This is a genomic window from Luethyella okanaganae, from assembly GCF_042660285.1.
Classification (GTDB): Bacteria; Actinomycetota; Actinomycetes; order Actinomycetales; family Microbacteriaceae; genus Luethyella; species Luethyella okanaganae.
This window is the reverse complement of the sequence record NZ_JBHSTP010000001.1, coordinates 714,987-732,831: the sequence shown is the minus strand read 5'-3', so window position 1 is coordinate 732,831 and position 17,845 is coordinate 714,987. Positions and strand designations below refer to the sequence as shown.

The following is a 17,845-nucleotide window of genomic DNA, read 5'->3' as shown; positions in this document are numbered from 1 at the left end:
CGGAACCGAGCGGGCACGACCTTCATCGAGAGGATCCGCGCAGGAGCGCGGCGGCCTGCGATCCGCGGAAGTCTGCGAGAAGCGCGAGCGCTTCGGCCACCTCCTCCGGACCTCGTACCCGGTTGCTCGCGGCGGTGATCCCCTGTCCGATCTTGAGACCGAGATCGTGGGACTCGAGCACCCCGAAGGCATCCTCGTCGGTCACGTCGTCACCAGCGTAGAAGACGACGGAAGCCCCTGTGTGCTCCTTCAATCGCACCAGCGCATCGCCCTTGTTGCTGTCGCGCACCGCGAACTCGAGCACGTTCTTGCCCTCGCGCACCGTCAGCTCCGGCAACGCGGCCCCGACCTGGCTGCGTGCGTTCCTCTGCACCGCCTGCCCGGCCGGCCGGGTCAGCAGGCGGGTGTGCAGGGCGAAACCTGCCGGCTTCCGTTCGACCCAGACTCCCTCTGTGCGCGCGGCGATGCTCTCGAGGATCACGGCGAGGCGCTCGAGCTGCTGCATCTCCCGGTCGAGCAGGTCGAGCGTGACCTCGGGGTTGTCGAGTTGCAGCTCGACCCCGTGCGAGCCGGTGAGCAGGACGCTCTCCGGCGGGTCGGCCACCTGCTGCAGGCTCACAAGCGCACGCCCCGAGACGAAGGCCACTCGGGTCTCTGGTAGTGCGATGAGGCGCTTGATCGCGGATCGCGCCCCCACCGATGCCCGTGCCTCCTCGGGACGGTCGACATGCGGAGCCAACGTCCCGTCGAAATCGAGCGCGATGAGCAGCCGCTCCGCTGCGGCCACCTCGCGCAATTTCGTGACGAGGGTCTCGGGGATGCCAGCCGGCACGGTGGCCCGACCGGTCAGAGTGTCGAGAAAAGAGGCCGACCAGTCGGACACAGTGTTCTCCTGCACCTTCTTGCGGAGCGCGCGCATCCGCCGTCTGCGTTCTGCGGGCGGCATCTCAATAGCCGTGACGATCGCATCCTTGAGCCCCTCGATGTCATGGGGATTGATGAGCAAGGCCTGTTTGAGCTCGTCGGAGGACCCGGCGAACTCGCTCAGCACGAGCACGCCGTCGTTGTCGACGCGGCAGGCGACGTACTCCTTGGCGACGAGGTTCATGCCGTCGCGCAGGGCCGTGACGAGCATGACGTCGGCAGCGAGATAGAACGCCACCATCTCCTCGCGGGGATAGGCCTGGTGCAGGTAAGAGATCGCCGTGTGGCTGATCGTGCTCTGGTCACCGTTGAGCCGTCCAACCTGAAGCTCGATCTCGTCGCGGAGTGCCATGTACGGTCCGACCCGCTCGCGGCTGGGACTGGCCACTTGCACGAGCGTCACGTCCTCGACGCTCAGACGATGCTGCGCGAGGAGCTCGCCGAAAGCCTTGAGCCGGTGCGCGATGCCCTTCGTATAGTCGAGCCGGTCGACGCCGAGCATGACGGTCTCTGGGTTGCCGAGCCCCTCGCGAATCTCTCGGGCGCGTGCCCGGATGTCCGGCCGCTTGGCGAGTTGCACGAAACTGTCGACGTCGATCGAGACGGGAAAGTTCCGCGCGACGACCCTTCGCACCTCCCCGCCATCGCCGGGAACCTCGACGACGGCGCCCCGCGTCGTGTACCCGAACAGCCGACGGACCGCGCGTGTGAAGTTGCCCGCGTCTGCACTGCGCTGGAACCCGACGACGTCGGCGCCGAGCAGCCCGTCGAGGATCTGCTTGCGCCAGGGCAACTGCGAGTAGATGCCGTAGGGAGGAAACGGGATGTGGTTGAAGAACCCGATCACAAGATCGGGGCGCAGCTCGCGAAGCATCCTGGGCACCAGCTGCAGCTGGTAGTCGTGCACCCAGACGACGGCTCCGAATGCCGCGGCACGGGCGGCCGCTTCAGCGAAGCGGCGGTTCACGACCAGGTAGGAGTCCCACCACTCACGGTGAAAGCTGGGGGGCGCGATGACGTCGTGGTAGAGCGGCCAGAGCGTGTCGTTCGAGAAGCCTTCGTAGTAGTACTCGACCTCCTCCCCGCTCAGCGGCACGGGAACGATCGAGATCCCGTCGTTCTCGAAGGGCTCGAACTCCTTGTCGGCCACTCCCGTCCAGCCGATCCAGGCGCCGTCGGCCGCGCGCATGACCGGTTCGAGGGCCGTTACGAGGCCCCCGGGCGAGGTGCGCCAACGCTGCGTCCCATCCGGCCCGACCTCGTGGTCGACAGGCAGCCGGTTCGATACGACCACCATGGTGTAGTCGCCGTACCCAGCCGCCCCTTTTTCTCGTGAACCCTGCACAGCTATGACGAATCCATTCCGGTGTGAGCCAGATTCCACACCTTGCTCCGGCTTCGAGGCTAGCAGCAGAGCGCGGCTTCGGCCCTCGAACCGTGCCCGAACGGACACCTTCCGTTCAGACGGCAGGGCTACACTGGCGCCAATGATCCGCGTCGGCATGAGCACCACCTGCGTCTACCCGCTCGCACCGGAACACGCGTTCCGGCTTGCCAAGCTGGCGGGCTTCGACGGTGTCGAGATTATGGTCACCCAGGAGGATACGACCCAGGACGCCACGGCACTTCTGGCGCTCAGCCGACGCTACGACCTGCCGATCCTATCAGTCCATGCTCCGGTCCTGCTGCTCACGCATTTCGTCTGGGGGCGCGACCCCCGGGTAAAGCTCGAGCGATCTGCTGCGCTCGCCCGCGACGTTGGGGCGACGAGCGTCGTCGTGCATCCGCCGTTCCGTTGGCAGTCCGGCTACGCCGAGAACTTCCTCGATATCGTGCGCGAGGTCGGCACAGACACCGGCGTGACGATTGCGGTCGAGAACATGTTCCCCTGGAAGGTCGCGGGCCGCAGCCTCAAGGCGTACTCGCCGGGTTGGGACCCGACCGCCATGGACTGCGACGCCGTCACGCTCGACTTCTCGCATTGCGCCCTCTCCGGACGCGACAGCCTGGCGATGGCGACCGCCCTGGGCGAGCGACTGCGACACGTGCACCTGTGCGACGGCTCCGGCTCGATCGACGAGGGCAAGGTCTTCGACGAGCATCTCCTTCCCGGACGCGGGAACGAGCCGGTCGCAGAGGTGCTTCGCTACCTCACGACGAGGCAATGGAACGGTTCGATCGTCGCCGAAGTGAACACACGCAAGGCCAAGACCGAGCAGGAACGCCTCGAACTGCTACGCGAGACACTGGCCTTCGCGCGGGAGCACACCGCGACGGCCACGCCGCGCAAGCGCTTCACCCGCTCGCGCCGCGCGCTCGAGGCACTCCTGCCCGGCCACAAGCTCTGACACCCTACCTCCTCCCCTCTCTCCTCCCCCTCCCCCTCCCCTCGCGAGACTGCGTGAATCGTCGTTATGAGCCGCCATAACGACGATTCACGCAGTCTCGCGAGAAGCAGAGGGCTCCTCGAGGGGTCACCGAGTAGCGTTGACCTGAACGGAGGCAGACGACATGCGCAAGTTTCTTTTCAACGGTGCGGTTCTCGGTGCGCTCGGGGGTGCGATCGGCGTAATCCAGGCGACGAGGAAAGGCCCGCGCGACTGGCGACTCCTGCTCATGTGGATCGGCTGGGGACTCACCCTCGCGGTCGCGATCGGCACGGTCATCAAGGAATCCGACGAGCGCGCACTCGAATCGCGCTAATTCCCCGGCGTTCCAAGCCTGTACTGGGGCTGTTGCGGCGTGTCCGAGTTGGAATACAGCGCACGTGACCGACACTGGAGATAACGTCCGCAGCGGTTGAAAGGGGCCAGAGATGTTTCGTCGTCGGCGACAGAACGCACCCGTCGTTCAGACGCCTGTCCCCGAACTTACCAACGAGCAGGTCTTCGAATTGCTCAACGGCAAACTCGCCGACCTCATCGGCACACATGGGCAGTGGACCCTCGTGCGCCGCACAAGCGAGGACACCGACGCCATCTTCCACGCTATGCTGACGCACCAGATCGCGGCGGAGCTCACGCGCACCGTGCAAGCCGGCCGTGCCGTTCTGCGCGGCGAACACGGAGCAGAGCCTGCCGCGCTCGCCTGGGCTCCTGCGCCCATCGCGCTGTGGACGGATTCGGAGGCCCCGGATGTCGCAGCGGCGGCACCCGCTCTCGAGGCGACACCCATCGATGCTGCCACGGCAGCCACGGACGCGCCTTCCGCCGACGCCTCCAGCCGGCTCGTCGCCTGAGCTCGCGAGCCTCGCCGTCCCCATACAGGATGACCGTCGCGCGTGCCTCGTGCGAACAAACGCTGCATGTACGGTTAGCCTGCGACCGCACAAAGCACGCATCTCACTGTCGAACCGCACGGCGTACAGATTTGCGGCTCATTTCTTGTAGCTCCTTGTGTGAGAAGGTCCGGCTCGCGCTCCTAGTCTGGGTTCCAGTCCGTGACCCACGAACCGGGTCCCCTCACCCCCTGGAGTCCCCGCATGGTTTCGTCCCGCTCAACCGCCCGCGATCTCGCCAGCATCGCGATCTTCGCGGCACTCATCGCCGCGCTCGGCTTGCCCGGTGCCCTGCAGCTCGGCACATCCGGAGTGCCGATCACCTTCCAGACCCTCGGCGTCATGCTCGCCGGCGCGATTCTCGGAGCGCGGAACGGATTCTTCGCCGTGCTGCTGTTCGAGGTGCTCGTCGCCGCGGGCCTTCCCCTGCTGTCAGGAGGGCGCGGTGGAATCGCGGTCTTCGCAGGCCCCTCGGCCGGCTACCTCGTCGGCTGGTTGCTCGGCGCGCTCGTCATCGGCTGGTTCACGGCACGACTCCTGCCCAAGTATGCGTTCTGGCCTGCCCTCGGTGCGACGGCGCTCGGCGGGATCGTCGCGGTCTACCTGCTTGGGATTCCCTGGCTCGCGTTCAGCACAGCCGCTCCGTTCTGGGTCGCCCTCTCCGGCGCGGCGGTATTCCTCCCCGGCGACATCCTCAAGGTCGTCGTCACCGTGCTCGTCGCCAAGCAGGTGCACCGGGCCTGGCCGGGACTCATCGCGGACCGCGGAGTCGATCGGCAGTCATCGGCGACCGCTGTCGAGACAACCGCTGCCGAGACAACCGCTGCCGAGACATCGGTCGACACGGTCGGGTCCTGAGCCTGAGGCAGCGCGTGGGTGGATGGCTCGGCGGAGCCGACGACGACATCGCCGTCGCCATGACGGATCATGCGATCGGCTATGCGGAGCTGCGGAGCCTCGTGGCAGAGCTGGAGCTCCCGTCCGAAGGAGTCGTCGAGGCGCACGATCCTGATCCGGTACGGATGCTCGCCCTCGTGCTCGCATCCCTCGCACGAGGCCGCCCGGTGCTCGTGTCCAACCCGGACGATCCGGCCGTGCCCCCGAGCGAGCTGCCCGTCGGCGCCGGGCTCCTGCTCAGGACCTCCGGCTCCTCCGGCCTCGCGCGAACGGTTGCCCGCACCGCGGCGTCCTGGACCGCCTCGTTCGTTCCCTTCGCACGGATCACGGGTGTCACCTCACACGACACCGTCATGCCGACAGGCCCACTGCATGTGTCGATGCATTTGTTCGCGGCTCTGCACACGCTGTGGCTCGGCGGCTGCGTGAGCGACGACGTCCGGCGGGCGACGGTCGCGCACTGCACGCCGACGATGCTCGATCGGCTGCTGTCGTCGCCGGGCCAGCTGCGGAGGGCCGTGGTCGCCGGCGCGGCCCTCTCCGGCCGTGCCGCCGCAGCCGCGACGACGGCAGGGATCGACATCGTCGAGTACTACGGCGCGGCCGAACTCTCCTTCGTCGCGGCCGATCGCGACCGCGGCGGGCTGCGCGCCTTTCCCGGCGTCGACGTGGCGGTCCGCGATGGCACTCTCTGGGTCCGCTCGCCCTATCTCTCTCTCGGCTACGTGGATGCCGCGGTCTCCGGCCCGTTCCGTCACGACGAGACCGGTTTCTCCACCGTCGGCGACCTCGCCGAGCTCGACGCCGACGGCAGGATCCGCATCCGCGGGCGCGGAACAGCGGCAATCACCACGGCCGGCACGACGATCGTGAGCGAAGACGTCGAGCGTGTGCTTGAGACCTTGCCAGGGGTGCGGACGGCCGCGGTGATCGGAGAGGCCCATCCTGTGCTGGGCGAGTCCGTGCTCGCGGTGCTCGAACTCGACGACCCGTCCGTCGATCCACGGGCGGCGGCGCGAGAGCACCTCGCCGCCGCCGAGCTGCCCCGGCGCTGGCTCGTGGTCGACGCCGTGCCGCGCACGGAGTCGGGCAAGATCGCGAAGGGCGAGCTCACCGCACGTCTCGCAGACGGACGGCTGCCGAGCCGCCGAGTGGGAAACGGAGACGTCGATGGCTGAACACGGTCCCCCGGTCATCGTCGCCGCACGCCGCACCGCAATCGGAACCGCGGGGCGCGGCTTCGCCCGGCACACTGTCGACGCTGTGGCCGCGCCGGTGCTCGCCGCGGTCGCCGCGGAGGTGGCGGCGTCCGGTCGGCCCGTCGACGACGTGATCCTCGGCAATTGCCTCGGACCCGGCGGCGACATCGCCCGCATCTCGGCATTGAGAGCAGGCCTGGGTGTCGAGGTGCCCGGGGTGACCGTCGACCGCCAGTGCGGATCCGGACTCGACGCCGTCGCACAGGCGGCCTCACGAGTGCGCGCGGGCGACGCCGAGCTCGTGATCGCCGGCGGCGCCGAATCAGCCTCAACCGCGCCGTGGCGACTCTGGCCACCGGACGACGGCGAGAGCCCCTCACGCCGTTACAGACGTGCACCCTTCGCCCCTCTCGGATGGCCGGACCCCGAGATGGGTCCGGCTGCTGAGGCCGTGGCGCGACGGTTCGGAATCGGTCGCGACCGCCAGGACGCCTGGGCCGCCCGTTCGCACCGCCTCGCGGCTGCGGCGCAGGCCGCTGGCGTCTTCGACACGGAGCTCGTCGCGGTCGACGGCGTCGTGCGCGACGACCGTCCACGCGCCTCGCTCGACGAGTTCCGCCTGCGTCGTTTCGCGCCGGCGTTCGAGGCAGGCGGCACGGTCACCGCGGGCAACTCGTGCGGCATCGCCGATGGAGCCGCAGCCGTGGCTGTGACCACCGAGGCCGTGCGCGCGGGGCTGGGCATGCCCGGGCTGCGGGTTGTGGCGAGCGCAGTCGCCGGCTCGGATCCCTCCCTTCCCGGCATCGGGGCCGTGTCCGCGGTGCAGCGGCTCCTCAGACGGACAGGCCTGACACCGTTCGACCTCGGCGCGATCGAGATCACCGAGGCCTTCGCCGCACAGCTCCTTGCAGTGAGCGACGAACTCGGCCTGAACGAGCATGAGATCTGCACGCAGGGGGGTGCGATCGCTCTCGGCCACCCGTGGGGAGCGTCCGGAGCCATCCTGCTCGTTCGGCTCGCGAGCCGCATGCTCGCGGCCGACGACTCCCGGCCGGGACTCGCTGCCTGCTCCATCGGCGGCGGTCAGGGGATCGCCATGATCGTGGAGCGCGTCGGATGAGCAGGATCGAGTTCCTGGGCGTCTCACACCATTTCGGAGAGCGCCCTGTGCTGCACGAGGTGGACCTCGATCTCGTCGAGCATCGCGTCGGCGTCGTCGGGGCGAACGGTTCCGGCAAGTCGACGCTTGCCCGCATGATCAACGGGCTCGTCACCCCGAGCCGCGGCCAGGTCCGCGTCGACGGCCTTGACGTGGCGAAGCACGGCCGCGAGGTGCGCAGAACGGTCGGATTCGTGTTCACGAATCCCGACAATCAGATCGTCATGCCCACCGTCGCCGAGGATGTCGCGTTCACGCTGCGCCGTCGTGGGCTCGACAAGGCTGACGCGGCGGAACGGGTCGCGCACGCGCTCGAGCGCTTCGGCCTTGCCCAGCACGCGGACCATCCGGCGCACCGTCTCTCCGGGGGACAGAAGCAGCTGCTCGCCCTCGCCGCGGTGCTTGTGGCCGAACCGGCCGTCGTCGTCGCCGACGAGCCCACGACGCTGCTCGACGCCCGCAACGCGCGTCACATTGGAGAGATGCTCCACGGCATGCCACAACAGGTGATCGTGATAACGCACCACCTCGAGCTGCTCGACGGCTTCGACAGGGTCATCGTGATGGAGCACGGACGCATCGTCGCCGATGACACCCCGGGCGCAGCGCTCGGCGCCTACCGGAGTCTGCTCGCATGATCGGGCTCTATCAGCCGGGCAGTTCTGTCGTCCACCGCGCTCCGGCGGTGGTCAAGCTGTTGCTGCTCTCCGTGGCCATCGGCGCTGCGGCGCTGCTGCAGGAACCGTGGCAGCTCGCCGTCGCCGTCGCCGTCGTGCTCGGGCTGTTCCTGGTCGCACGCGTGCCGATCGGACCGGTCTGGCGTCAGATCTCGCCCGTGCTCTGGGTGCTGCTCGTCGCCGTGCCCGTTCAGCTGCTGCTCGGCGGCTGGCTCGTCGCGACGATGATGGCCGGACGCCTCATGATGGCCGTGGCACTGGCCGCTCTGTTCACCCTCACCACGACGGTGAGCGCCGTCCTCGACACCTGCCAGACATTGCTACGACCCTTCCGACGCCGGGTGGACGCCGAGCGCGTCGGTCTGCTGCTGGCACTCACCATCCGATGCATCCCGCTCATCGCCGACATCGTCGCAGAAGTCGTCGAGGCCCGGCGTGCACGCGGAAGCCACGGCTCCGTCATGTCTCTCGCCGTGCCCGTGATCGTGCGTTCGCTGCAGAGCGCCGAGTCCCTCGGCGATGCGCTCATCGCCCGCGGTTTCGACGACTAGATTCGCCCAACGCGGAACGAGGCTCGGACTTCTTGACGGTACCTTCGTCCGCGCGTAGCGTGAGCCAAAGGAAGCATCATTTCGCATCCGAAAGGAGACGACCATGACTGAATTCATGGACGTACATCACAACATGGCTGGGATCACCGCGGAGAGCCTCAGAGAAGCCCACGAAGCCGACATCGCCATCCAGGGCGAGGAGAACGTCTTCTTCAAGCAGGCGTGGGCCGATCCCGAGAACGGCATCGTCTACTGTCTCTCGGACGCCCCATCCTCCGACTCGGTCCAGCGCGTACACGAGCGCACGGGACACCCCGCCGACGAGATTCACGCGGTGCCGCTCTCCGTGTGACCGTCGAGACTCGACGAGTGCACGAAGAGAAGCCCCACGCCTCTCGCGAGGTGTGGGGCTTTTTGTGGCATCAAGCCGCAGGGCTTGCCTTGAGCGGCAGACGGCGGTCGCCGACTTCGCAGAAGTCATCGAAACACTGTTTCAATGTACTGGGTACATGCTGGATTCGCAGACGTCCGTGACCCTCTTGGAGACGAGTAAGGCCCGAGATCGCCTAGATCTCGGGCCTAGCCGGTGCACCCCCAGGGACTTGAACCCTGAACCCACTGATTAAGAGTCAGTTGCTCTGCCGATTGAGCTAGAGGTGCGTTTCCGGCCCGAGCGAACGAGCCGAACCGAGGGTCAACATTAGCATCACGAACACGGGGAAGGCCAATCGACGTCGTGCGCCTCCGTCCCCCCGCGACAACTAGTCTGAAGCTGTGACCGACATCGCCAAGCCTTCTCTCTCCGACGATCTCGGGCTCGCCCTCGACCTCGCCGACCTCGCCGACGCCATTTCCCTCGACCGCTTCCGGGCGAGCGATCTGCTCGTCTCGACCAAGCCGGACCGCACGCATGTGACGGATGCCGACCAGGCCGTCGAGCGCACCATCCGCCAACGCCTGGGCACGGCACGTCCCGCCGACGGCATCTACGGCGAAGAGTACGGCATCGAGGGAACGAACACCCGCCAGTGGATCATCGACCCGATCGACGGCACCGCGAACTTTCTGAGGGGAGTCCCCGTGTGGGCAACCCTCATCGCGCTCGGCGTCGACGGCGTTCCCGTGCTCGGGGTGGTGAGCGCGCCGGCTATGGGCAGACGCTGGTGGGCAGCCTCCGGCGCCGGAGCATGGCTCGCGGACGGCGGTCTCGCACCACGCCGCCTGCAGGTCTCGGCCGTGAGCGACCTCGCCGACGCCTCGATCAGCTTCAACAGCATCGCCCAATGGGACGAGGCCGGCTACCTCGACCGGCTCATCGCCCTCACCCGCGCCGTCTGGCGCGACCGCGCCTATGGAGACATGTGGTCGTACATGCTGCTCGCCGAGGGTCTCATCGACGTCGCCGGCGAGTTCGACGTCAAGCCCTACGATCTCGCGGCGCTCGTGCCGATCGTCGAAGAAGCCGGCGGGCGCTTCACCTCGGTGACGGGCGAGCCGGGGCCGTGGCACGGCAACGCTCTCGCGAGCAACAGCTTGCTGCACGACGCCGTGCTCGACGCCTTGCGCTGAACCGCCCGCGTCCGCGGTGCCCTCAGCGTGCCCGGTGGCTCTCCGCGATCACTATGACGAGCGCGGCGACCACAGGGTCTCCTGCTGATCTACGACCCGGCCGGAGAGGTCACAGGAAGCCTCGCGGGAGCCGCCAAGTAGCTCAGGGCCCGGCTAGGCTGATGGCTCATGCCGGTTCCCCGCACTCCTTCGCTCCAGCCCGTCGTCGACCGTCTCCGCGCGGCAGGCTGCGTCTTCGCGGAGGATGAGGCGGCGCTGCTCGCCGCGTCAGCCGGGACTCCGTCCAAGCTCGACGCACTGGTGGCCCGGCGTGTCGAGGGTGTCCCCCTCGAACATCTCCTCGGCTGGGCAGAGTTCGCCGGCCTGCGCATCGCCGTCGATCCTGGCGTCTTCGTGCCGCGGCGCCGCACCGAATTCCTCGTCGAGTGCGCGGTCGCGGCCGCACGCACGACCGACCCTGTCGTGCTCGACCTGTGCTGCGGCTCAGGGGCCGTTGGGGTCGCCATGATGAAGAAGCTGCCCGGTGCCGAGTTGTACGCGGTGGACCGTGATCCGGGCGCGGTGAGGTGCGCGCTGCGCAACCTCACCTCCGTCGGCGGCCAAGTATTCGAGGGCGACCTGTTCGACCCGCTGCCGACCACACTGCTGGGTCGCATCGACGTGATCGTCGCCAATGCCCCGTATGTTCCGACCGACATGATCGGGACGATGCCCCCCGAGGCGCGCCTGCACGAGGCGCGCATGGCGCTCGACGGTGGATCCGACGGCCTGGACGTGCATCGTCGGATCGTCGCCGCCGCGCCGCGGTGGCTGGCGCCCGGCGGCAGCCTCCTGATCGAGACGAGCGAGGAGCAGGCACCGCTCGCCCGGGAGTTCTTCGCCCGCAACGGCCTTCTCCTCGGTGTCGCCGATTCCGAAGAGCACGAGGCCACCGTCGTCATCGGGACCCGGCCGACGACGTTCAGCCCCCCTGGCTACCGGCCCCCTCCCCTCCCCCGCGAGACTGCGTGAATCGTCATATAGAGCACTCTTTTCGACGATTCACGCAGTCTCGCAGGGATTCAGAGCGGGTACGCGCCGGGATCTTGACCGCGAACATCGTCTCGTCGATGAGTGCTCCACGTGCTTCGATGATCGTGTTCATGCTGCTGACTTCTGTTCATTGATCGGTCGTTCCCACACGGCGACCGACGTTGCTCGCCGCCCAGCCCGTGTCGATCGTGCGCGCCGCGTCCACCGCGAGCGCTACGCCGTCGTCGAAGGGGCGCCGCCAGATCGCCAGCATGTCGGCAGCCGCGGCGTCGAGGGTCGAGCGCGAGAAGGCCTCGACACCCCACCTCCCCCCGTATCCGTCGTCCAGGGCCTGGCGCACGATGCCCCCGATGTCGACCGCGCCCGCCGAAAGCGCCCCTCGCCCCGATTGGCCGAGCTCGAGGTAGCCGAGCCTGGGCAAGGCGGTGCGGATGGCTACAGAGGCATCGGTCTCCTCTACGGCCATGTGAAAGGTGTCGAGGTGGATCCAGAGGTGTTCGGAGCCGCTGGCGGAGACGTATTCCATCGCTTGCGCAGCGGTGTTCACGACGGACGTCTCGTAGCGGTTCAGCACCTCGAAGGTCATGAGAACCCCGCGATCGTGAGACTCGTCGGCAACGCGTCCTACCTCAGCAGCCGACCTCTCGAACGCCGCGCCATCGGTCAGGCCCGCAGGATGGCCGAAAACGCCGTAGGGCACCCCGTTCATCTGATCCGCGCCGAGCGCGACGGTGAGATCGAGTGCACGACGGAGCAGGGCGGCCCCGGCTGCGCGCACGTCTCCGCTCGGCGAGGAGACATCGGCGTCCGGAGCCTGCCCTGCGATGGTGATCGGAGTCAGCCCACGGACCCTGAACAGCTCACGCAGTGCCGCAGCATCGATGGCATCCGGATTCAGCGGCGGCAGCACGACTCGTCGATAGCCCGCGGCGGCGATGGTGTCCAGTGCGGCAGGAAGCCGCGCGGACGACACCCCAGGGGCGAGGACATTCAGGTGGCAGGCCACATCCAGATCGGCGTCCATTGTTCGCCCCTCAGAAGGTCGGCAGGTCGAATCGCTGCTTGAAGCTGGAGTACCCGTCGTCGACGTGCACGACGGTTCCATTGATCGCGTTGGACTCGTCGGAGGCGAGGAAAGCCACGACATCGGCGATCTCCTCGGGCTCGGTCATGACGCCGCGCAGTTGCTCCGATGCGAACGTCCGTCTCAGCTCCTCGCTGAACTGGTTGATGATCGGCGTGCCCACCCGGCCGGGAGTGATCGCGACCGCACGCACGCCGAACTCGGCGAGCTCGTACGCAGCCGAGCGGGTGAACGAGATCACGGCCGCCTTGGCGGCGCTGTACGAGAAGGCGAGCTCCGCCGCCTGCTCGCCGTAGATCGAGGAGGTGCTGATGATGACACCACCGGTGCCCTGATCGCGGAACTGCCGCCCCGCGGCGAGGATGCCATGGTAGACGCCGTCCTGATCGATACGGATCATCGGGGCATAGTCGACCTCGGGGTCGTGGTCGAGCAACGGCTTGCCACCTGCTATGCCCGCGTTGTTGAACATGACGTCGAGCTTGCCGAACACTTCGACGGCGCGCGCAACGGCGGCCTCGACGTCCGCGAAGCTCGAGACGTCGACCTGGGCAGCGGCGGCGGCGCCGTCGAAGCCTGCCGCCGTCACCTCGGCGACGACATCCTCGGCCCGTCTCAGGTCGATGTCGGCGACCAGCACTCGTGCGCCCTCGCGCACGAACTTGTGCACCGTTGCACGGCCGATTCCACTGGCTCCGCCGGTGATGATGGCGACTTTGTCTTCCAAACGCATGTGCTTACTCTCTCCAAAGGTGCGGTGATGGGCGAAGATGAGCCCGTGGGGCTGGGCGATCGCCCAGCCCCACGGGTGTCGGACCCGATTACTTCAACTTGTCCGACGGGGTGATGGTCGCCGCATTCGACGCATCGACGAGAGTCGTATCGACGGCCTCGAACTTCGTCTTCGGTAGCGTGCCGTCCTTGTGGAAGGCGGTCATGTGCCCGACCAGGGAGTCGAGGATACTGGGCCACGGCTGCTCGACCGTCGCGAGAAAGTTGCCGCCGGCTTCGATCTGGGCGATCGCCTCGCTCGTCGCGTCGACGCCCGTCACCTTCGCGCTCGAACCCGCCTCGGTGAGGGCTTTCGCCGCACCGAGTGCCGCGTCATCCCAGCCGACCCACACCGCGTCGAGCCCGTTCGGGTGAGCCGTGAGATAGTCGGCGACGAGGGCGAGCGCCTCGGTGCGACCCGTCGCAGGAGACTTGACCTTCTGGATGTCACCCCCGGCGATCGTGGCGCCGGCGGCGGTGAACGCCTTCTCCGCCAGGCTGGCACGCTCGCGAATGCCCGGGTGCGGGTCGTGGCCGATCACCATGACGCTCTTGCCCTTGAGCCCGCCGACCGCCTTGTCGAGGGCGTTGACGGTGCTGTCGGCGATCTGTTGCTGGTTGGCCGTGATGTTGATGGCGAATGCGTCGCTCTCCTTGGTCGCACTGTCCATCGCGAAGATGGGGATGTCCGCGTCCTTGGCTGCTGTGACGATAGAACCGATCGACGCGACGTCGGTGTAGCCATCGAGGATGGCGTCGGCACCCTGGCCGATGGCGCTCTCGACGGCCGGGTTCATCTTCTGGAAGTCGAAGTCACCCTGGATCATTGTCAGATCCCAGCCGAGCTCGTCGGCCTTCTGCGTGACGGCCTTGACCCACCAGGCGCCGACCGGGGTCTGGTTGCCGGAGGTGAAGGCGATGACCTTGAATGGTTTGGCGGCATCGCCGCCTCCGCCGGAACCCGAGCAGCCTGCCAGGGACAGTGCCGCCGTCACGGCGATGGCCGCGAAGACGGTGAACTTGGTACGCATATGTCTACTCCTTTGTCGCTGTTGCGTTTGTTTCTCTTGGTGCCGCGCAGGACGAGAGTCCGCTCGGTGGCTTACTGAGGCGGTGCTGCTACCTCTCCCGCGTCTTCAGGGACGAGAGGGTCACGGCCGCGATGATGATCAAGCCCGTGACGACCTGCTGCACATAGGCGTTCACGCCGAGGATGTTCAGGCCGTTGCTCATGACGCCGATGATCGCGACGCCAACCATGGTCCCGCCGAGATTGGCGACGCCAGACTTGATGACGGTCATCCCGAGGAACACGGCGGCAACCGAGAACATCATGTTGTCGCCGCCCTGGACCGCACTCGCGCTGCCCAGCCGGGCGGCCAGCAGGATGCCGCCGATCGCCGAGACCAGCCCCGCGATGGTGAAGGCGAGCAGTCGGGCGCGCCGGACGTTGACCCCAGAGAGCCGGGACACCTCCACACTCCCGCCGATCGCGTGCCACTGGCGGCCGACCGTGGTGAACCGCAGGGCCGCCCACAGGATGATCGAGATGACGATCGCGATATATACGGGCAGCGGAATGTTGAACAGCCTCCCCTGGCCGAGGTTGTTGAATTCGGCCGGGAGGTCGAAGAGCGTCGTCCCCGCAGTCACGAGGTAGGCGACGCCGATCACGGACGTCATCGTCGCCAAGGTCGCCACGAACGCCGACAGATTCACGTACGCGATGAGAAGGCCGTTGACGAGCCCGACGAGCAGCCCGACCCCTAGGGCGACGAGGATCGCTGGGACGATCGGCACCCCGGTCAGCATCAGTGACGCGGCGACGGCTCCGGCGAGGCTCGAGGTCGCGCCGACCGACAGATCGAAGTCGCCGACCACCATGACGACCGTCTGGGCACCGGCGATAATCGCCAGAATGGAGACCTGGAACAGGATGTTCTTTACATTCACGAAGGTGAGGAACACGTCAGGGCGCATCGCGAAGAAGAAGACGATGAGAGCGACGAGGGCGACGACGGTGCCGCCGTGCAGGAGCAGTCTCCCGACCGACCTGGCCGGGGCTGCGACGGTGAAGGTTCTGGTCATTTCAATCTGTCTTTCCATAGCAGTAGGAGAGGAGGAGCTCGTCGTCGGCGCCCTCTGCAGCGACCTCGCCCGAGACCTCGCCCTCGTGCATAATGAGGATCCGGTCGCTCATGCCGATCAGTTCCGGAAGCTCGGAGCTGACGGCGATCACCGCCGTTCCCTCGGCGGCGAGCTGACGGATCAGGCGGTAGATCTCCGCCTTCGTGCCGACATCGATACCGCGGGTCGGCTCATCCATGAGCAGGACCTTGGGCTTGCGCGCCAGCATCTTGGCCAAAACGACCTTCTGCTGGTTGCCGCCCGAGAGCTCGCCGACGTGCTGACGCGGACCACGGGCCTTGATCTGCAGATCCGTCATCCCGCGCTTGGCCATTTCGACGATCTGTGCGCCCCGCACCCAGCCGAGGGCGCTCACCTCCGGGATGTTCGCCAGGGCGATGTTGTCCTGGATCGACGCGCGGAGGATCACACCCTGGCTCCGGCGTTCCTCGGGGACGAGCGCGATACCCGCGTCGAGCGCGCGGCCGACCCCCGGGGAGCTCGGGAGTGTGGCTCCGCCCACGACGATCTCGCCGGATCTGTGCTTCTGCGAGCCGGAGAGGATGCGGAGCAGCTCGCTGCGTCCCGAACCCGCGAGACCCCCGATGCCGAGGACCTCACCGGCGTGGGCGGTGAAGGAGATGTTCTTCACTCGGCGACCCTGGAGATTCGTGACCGTGATCGCGACCGTGGTCGTCGCCGTTCCACGCTCCGGATACAGGTCACCGGCCGAGCGGCCCACCATCGTGGAGATGACCTCGTCGATGGTGGAGTCTGCGACGTCCTTCGTGACGATCGTCTCCCCGTTGCGCATGATGGTGAGGCGGTCGCACAGCTCGAAGACCTCCTCGAGCCGATGCGAGACGTAGACGATCGCGACTCCCTCGTCTCGGAGCGACCTCAGCACCGCGAAGAGGTCGCGAATCTCGTGGTCGGTCAACGAGGCCGTCGGCTCGTCCAGGATCAGCACCCGCGCGTCGGTGGCGAGCGCCCGCGCGAGCGCGACCATCGTCTGCTGCACCGGCGAGAGGGAGCCGGCGAGTCGGCGCAACGGGATCTTCTGGTTGAGGCGGTCGAGCTGCTGCCTGGCGCGTCGGCGCAGGGACGCCTGGTCCACGATGCCGGCACGGCTCGGCAGCTGCTCACCGAGGAGGATGTTCTCCGCGACGCTGATCGTCGGCACGATCGACAGCTCCTGGTAGAGCGCGACGATGCCCGCCCGGTGCGCGACGCGCACATTGGCGAACTCGACCAGCTCGCCACCGCGGAGGATCTGGCCGCCGTCCGGAGAGTAGATCCCGGTGACGATCTTGATCAGCGTCGACTTGCCGGCACCATTCTCGCCGAGCAGCGCGTGGATCTCGCCCGGTCGCACCGAGAGCCGCGCGCCGCTGAGGGCGTGCACGCCGTCGAAGCGCTTGACGATGTCGACCGCCTCGAGCGCCGGAGTGAGGTCCTGCACGCGCGGCTCCTCCCGCGTGAGCGTCATGACCGCACCGCAGCATCGTCGAGGTTGTTGCAGCGGATGACGACCTTGGGGTATGCGCCGCTGACATGCATGGCGAAGGCCTCTGCGGCATCCTCCAGCTCGAACACCGACAGGGTGAGCTCGTCGACGTCGAGGTGGGGCAGGATCTGCAACGCACGCGGGAACGCGTACGGCGAGACGAAGACCCCGGTGAGCGTGAGCTCCTTGAGGTAGAGGTAGTCCGAGAGGTTGAGGGGCATCTCGAAGTCATGCGGGTACATCGCCCCGTAGACGACGGTCGCTCCCTTGGCGGCGATGTCGAGCAGGCCGCGCACGGCGCGGGTCGATCCGGAGGCGTCGATCACGACATCGAACCCTGCGCCGTCGGTGATCTCATCCGCGCGCCGGTACTGGTCCTCTGCGATCGGATCGATCACGGCATCGGCACCGTGCCGAAGCGCCATCTCGCGGCGTTCCGCGATCGGCTCGATGAGGGTGAGCGAGGTCGCGCCGTTCATCTTCAGCACTTGCAGAGCCAACTGGCCGATCGGACCGCCCCCGCAGACGACCACCCGGTCACCGACCTTGATGGCGGTCTTGTCGGCGATCCGCACGGCGACGGACGTCGGCTCGAGCAGGCAGCCCTTCAGCAAGGACACACCGTCGGGCAGCTTATAGACCTGAGACTCGTGCCAGGTGACCGTCTCGGCCATGCCGGGACGGTTGTAGTCCTGGATGTGCTCACAAAACTGCTGCTTCCCGGTCCGGCAGGGCGTGCACGTGCCACAGAATCGCAGGAAGTTGCCCGCGACGCGATCGCCGATCCGCAAGCCGTTGCGATACGCATTCTCGCCGAGCGCCTCGACGACACCCGAGAGCTCATGACCGAGCCCGATCGGAACCTCTGTGCCGAAGAATCCTTCGGCCAGGTGCGGGTCCGAGCCGCAGATCGCGGAGTAGGCAACCCGGATCCGGACGTCCTCGGCTCCGAGTGTCGGCTCCGGAAAGTCGACAAGGCCGATGCGACCACGGGTCTGCTCGTCGGGATCGCGAAGGCTCCCGATCTTGGTGACAGCTACTGTTCTCATTCGTCTCTCCATTGAGCGCATG

18 protein-coding genes and 1 tRNA gene are annotated in these 17,845 nt (G+C 67.4%); 11 read left to right on the top strand and 8 right to left on the bottom strand.

From position 1 onward, the window contains the following. Window positions 1–22 precede the first annotated feature (22 nt). Window positions 23–2,221: a bifunctional alpha,alpha-trehalose-phosphate synthase (UDP-forming)/trehalose-phosphatase gene (locus ACFQB0_RS03355; RefSeq protein WP_386729625.1), complete on the bottom strand. Its 2,199-nt coding sequence runs from the start codon at window positions 2,219–2,221 to the stop codon at window positions 23–25. Between the two features lie 190 nt (window positions 2,222–2,411). Here ACFQB0_RS03355 and ACFQB0_RS03350 point away from each other — a divergent pair, with 190 nt between their 5' ends. The 9 genes from ACFQB0_RS03350 (at window position 2,412) to ACFQB0_RS03310 (ending at window position 9,036) form a co-directional block, all read left to right on the top strand. Then, a complete protein-coding gene (locus tag ACFQB0_RS03350; protein WP_386727571.1) occupies window positions 2,412–3,272 on the top strand; it encodes a sugar phosphate isomerase/epimerase family protein in 861 nt (286 codons plus the stop codon). A gap of 163 nt (window positions 3,273–3,435) precedes the next feature. After that, window positions 3,436–3,627 (top strand): hypothetical protein, encoded by a 192-nt coding sequence (locus ACFQB0_RS03345; RefSeq protein ID WP_386727569.1) that lies wholly within the window; start codon window positions 3,436–3,438, stop codon window positions 3,625–3,627. A gap of 112 nt (window positions 3,628–3,739) precedes the next feature. After that, a complete protein-coding gene (locus ACFQB0_RS03340) occupies window positions 3,740–4,162 on the top strand; it encodes a hypothetical protein (RefSeq protein ID WP_386727566.1) in 423 nt (140 codons plus the stop codon). A 243-nt stretch (window positions 4,163–4,405) separates the two neighbouring features. After that, entirely contained in the window at window positions 4,406–5,059 is a 654-nt protein-coding gene (locus tag ACFQB0_RS03335; RefSeq protein ID WP_386727563.1) for a biotin transporter BioY, read from the top strand. Between the two features lie 14 nt (window positions 5,060–5,073). Next, on the top strand, window positions 5,074–6,276 hold the full coding sequence (locus ACFQB0_RS03330) for an AMP-binding enzyme (RefSeq protein ID WP_386727560.1): 1,203 nt from the start codon (window positions 5,074–5,076) through the stop codon (window positions 6,274–6,276). Beyond that, window positions 6,269–7,417: a thiolase family protein gene (locus tag ACFQB0_RS03325; RefSeq protein WP_386727558.1), complete on the top strand. Its 1,149-nt coding sequence runs from the start codon at window positions 6,269–6,271 to the stop codon at window positions 7,415–7,417. Before ACFQB0_RS03330 ends, ACFQB0_RS03325 begins: the two co-directional genes overlap by 8 nt. Beyond that, window positions 7,414–8,094: an energy-coupling factor ABC transporter ATP-binding protein gene (locus tag ACFQB0_RS03320; RefSeq protein ID WP_386727556.1), complete on the top strand. Its 681-nt coding sequence runs from the start codon at window positions 7,414–7,416 to the stop codon at window positions 8,092–8,094. Before ACFQB0_RS03325 ends, ACFQB0_RS03320 begins: the two co-directional genes overlap by 4 nt. Beyond that, window positions 8,091–8,684: an energy-coupling factor transporter transmembrane component T family protein gene (locus ACFQB0_RS03315; protein WP_386727554.1), complete on the top strand. Its 594-nt coding sequence runs from the start codon at window positions 8,091–8,093 to the stop codon at window positions 8,682–8,684. Before ACFQB0_RS03320 ends, ACFQB0_RS03315 begins: the two co-directional genes overlap by 4 nt. A 103-nt stretch (window positions 8,685–8,787) precedes the next feature. Next, a complete protein-coding gene (locus ACFQB0_RS03310; RefSeq protein WP_386727551.1) occupies window positions 8,788–9,036 on the top strand; it encodes an SCO4226 family nickel-binding protein in 249 nt (82 codons plus the stop codon). A 235-nt stretch (window positions 9,037–9,271) separates the two neighbouring features. Here ACFQB0_RS03310 and ACFQB0_RS03305 read toward each other — a convergent pair. Continuing rightward, window positions 9,272–9,344, bottom strand: a tRNA-Lys gene (locus tag ACFQB0_RS03305). 114 nt (window positions 9,345–9,458) lie between these two features. On the opposite strand from ACFQB0_RS03305, the gene hisN reads away from it, so the two are divergent. Then, on the top strand, window positions 9,459–10,253 hold the full coding sequence (hisN, locus tag ACFQB0_RS03300; RefSeq protein ID WP_386727548.1) for a histidinol-phosphatase: 795 nt from the start codon (window positions 9,459–9,461) through the stop codon (window positions 10,251–10,253). A 168-nt stretch (window positions 10,254–10,421) separates the two neighbouring features. Further along, window positions 10,422–11,264, top strand: a complete 843-nt coding sequence (locus ACFQB0_RS03295) for a putative protein N(5)-glutamine methyltransferase (protein ID WP_386727545.1) — start codon at window positions 10,422–10,424, stop codon at window positions 11,262–11,264. 148 nt (window positions 11,265–11,412) lie between these two features. Here ACFQB0_RS03295 and ACFQB0_RS03290 read toward each other — a convergent pair whose 3' ends face one another. The 6 genes from ACFQB0_RS03290 to ACFQB0_RS03265 form a co-directional block, all read right to left on the bottom strand. After that, window positions 11,413–12,309, bottom strand: coding sequence for a sugar phosphate isomerase/epimerase family protein (locus ACFQB0_RS03290; protein WP_386727543.1), 897 nt, complete (start codon window positions 12,307–12,309; stop codon window positions 11,413–11,415). Window positions 12,310–12,319: 10 nt separating this feature from the next. Continuing rightward, entirely contained in the window at window positions 12,320–13,102 is a 783-nt protein-coding gene (locus tag ACFQB0_RS03285; RefSeq protein WP_386727540.1) for an SDR family NAD(P)-dependent oxidoreductase, read from the bottom strand. Between the two features lie 88 nt (window positions 13,103–13,190). Further along, window positions 13,191–14,171 carry a sugar ABC transporter substrate-binding protein gene (locus ACFQB0_RS03280; RefSeq protein WP_386727537.1) on the bottom strand — a complete coding sequence of 327 codons (981 nt, stop codon included), beginning with the start codon at window positions 14,169–14,171 and terminating at the stop codon, window positions 13,191–13,193. An 88-nt stretch (window positions 14,172–14,259) separates the two neighbouring features. Further along, window positions 14,260–15,228 carry an ABC transporter permease gene (locus tag ACFQB0_RS03275; RefSeq protein WP_386727535.1) on the bottom strand — a complete coding sequence of 323 codons (969 nt, stop codon included), beginning with the start codon at window positions 15,226–15,228 and terminating at the stop codon, window positions 14,260–14,262. A 1-nt stretch (window position 15,229) separates the two neighbouring features. After that, on the bottom strand, window positions 15,230–16,756 hold the full coding sequence (locus ACFQB0_RS03270) for a sugar ABC transporter ATP-binding protein (protein ID WP_386727533.1): 1,527 nt from the start codon (window positions 16,754–16,756) through the stop codon (window positions 15,230–15,232). Continuing rightward, on the bottom strand, window positions 16,753–17,823 hold the full coding sequence (locus tag ACFQB0_RS03265) for a zinc-dependent alcohol dehydrogenase (protein WP_386727531.1): 1,071 nt from the start codon (window positions 17,821–17,823) through the stop codon (window positions 16,753–16,755). Before ACFQB0_RS03265 ends, ACFQB0_RS03270 begins: the two co-directional genes overlap by 4 nt. Window positions 17,824–17,845 lie beyond the last annotated feature (22 nt).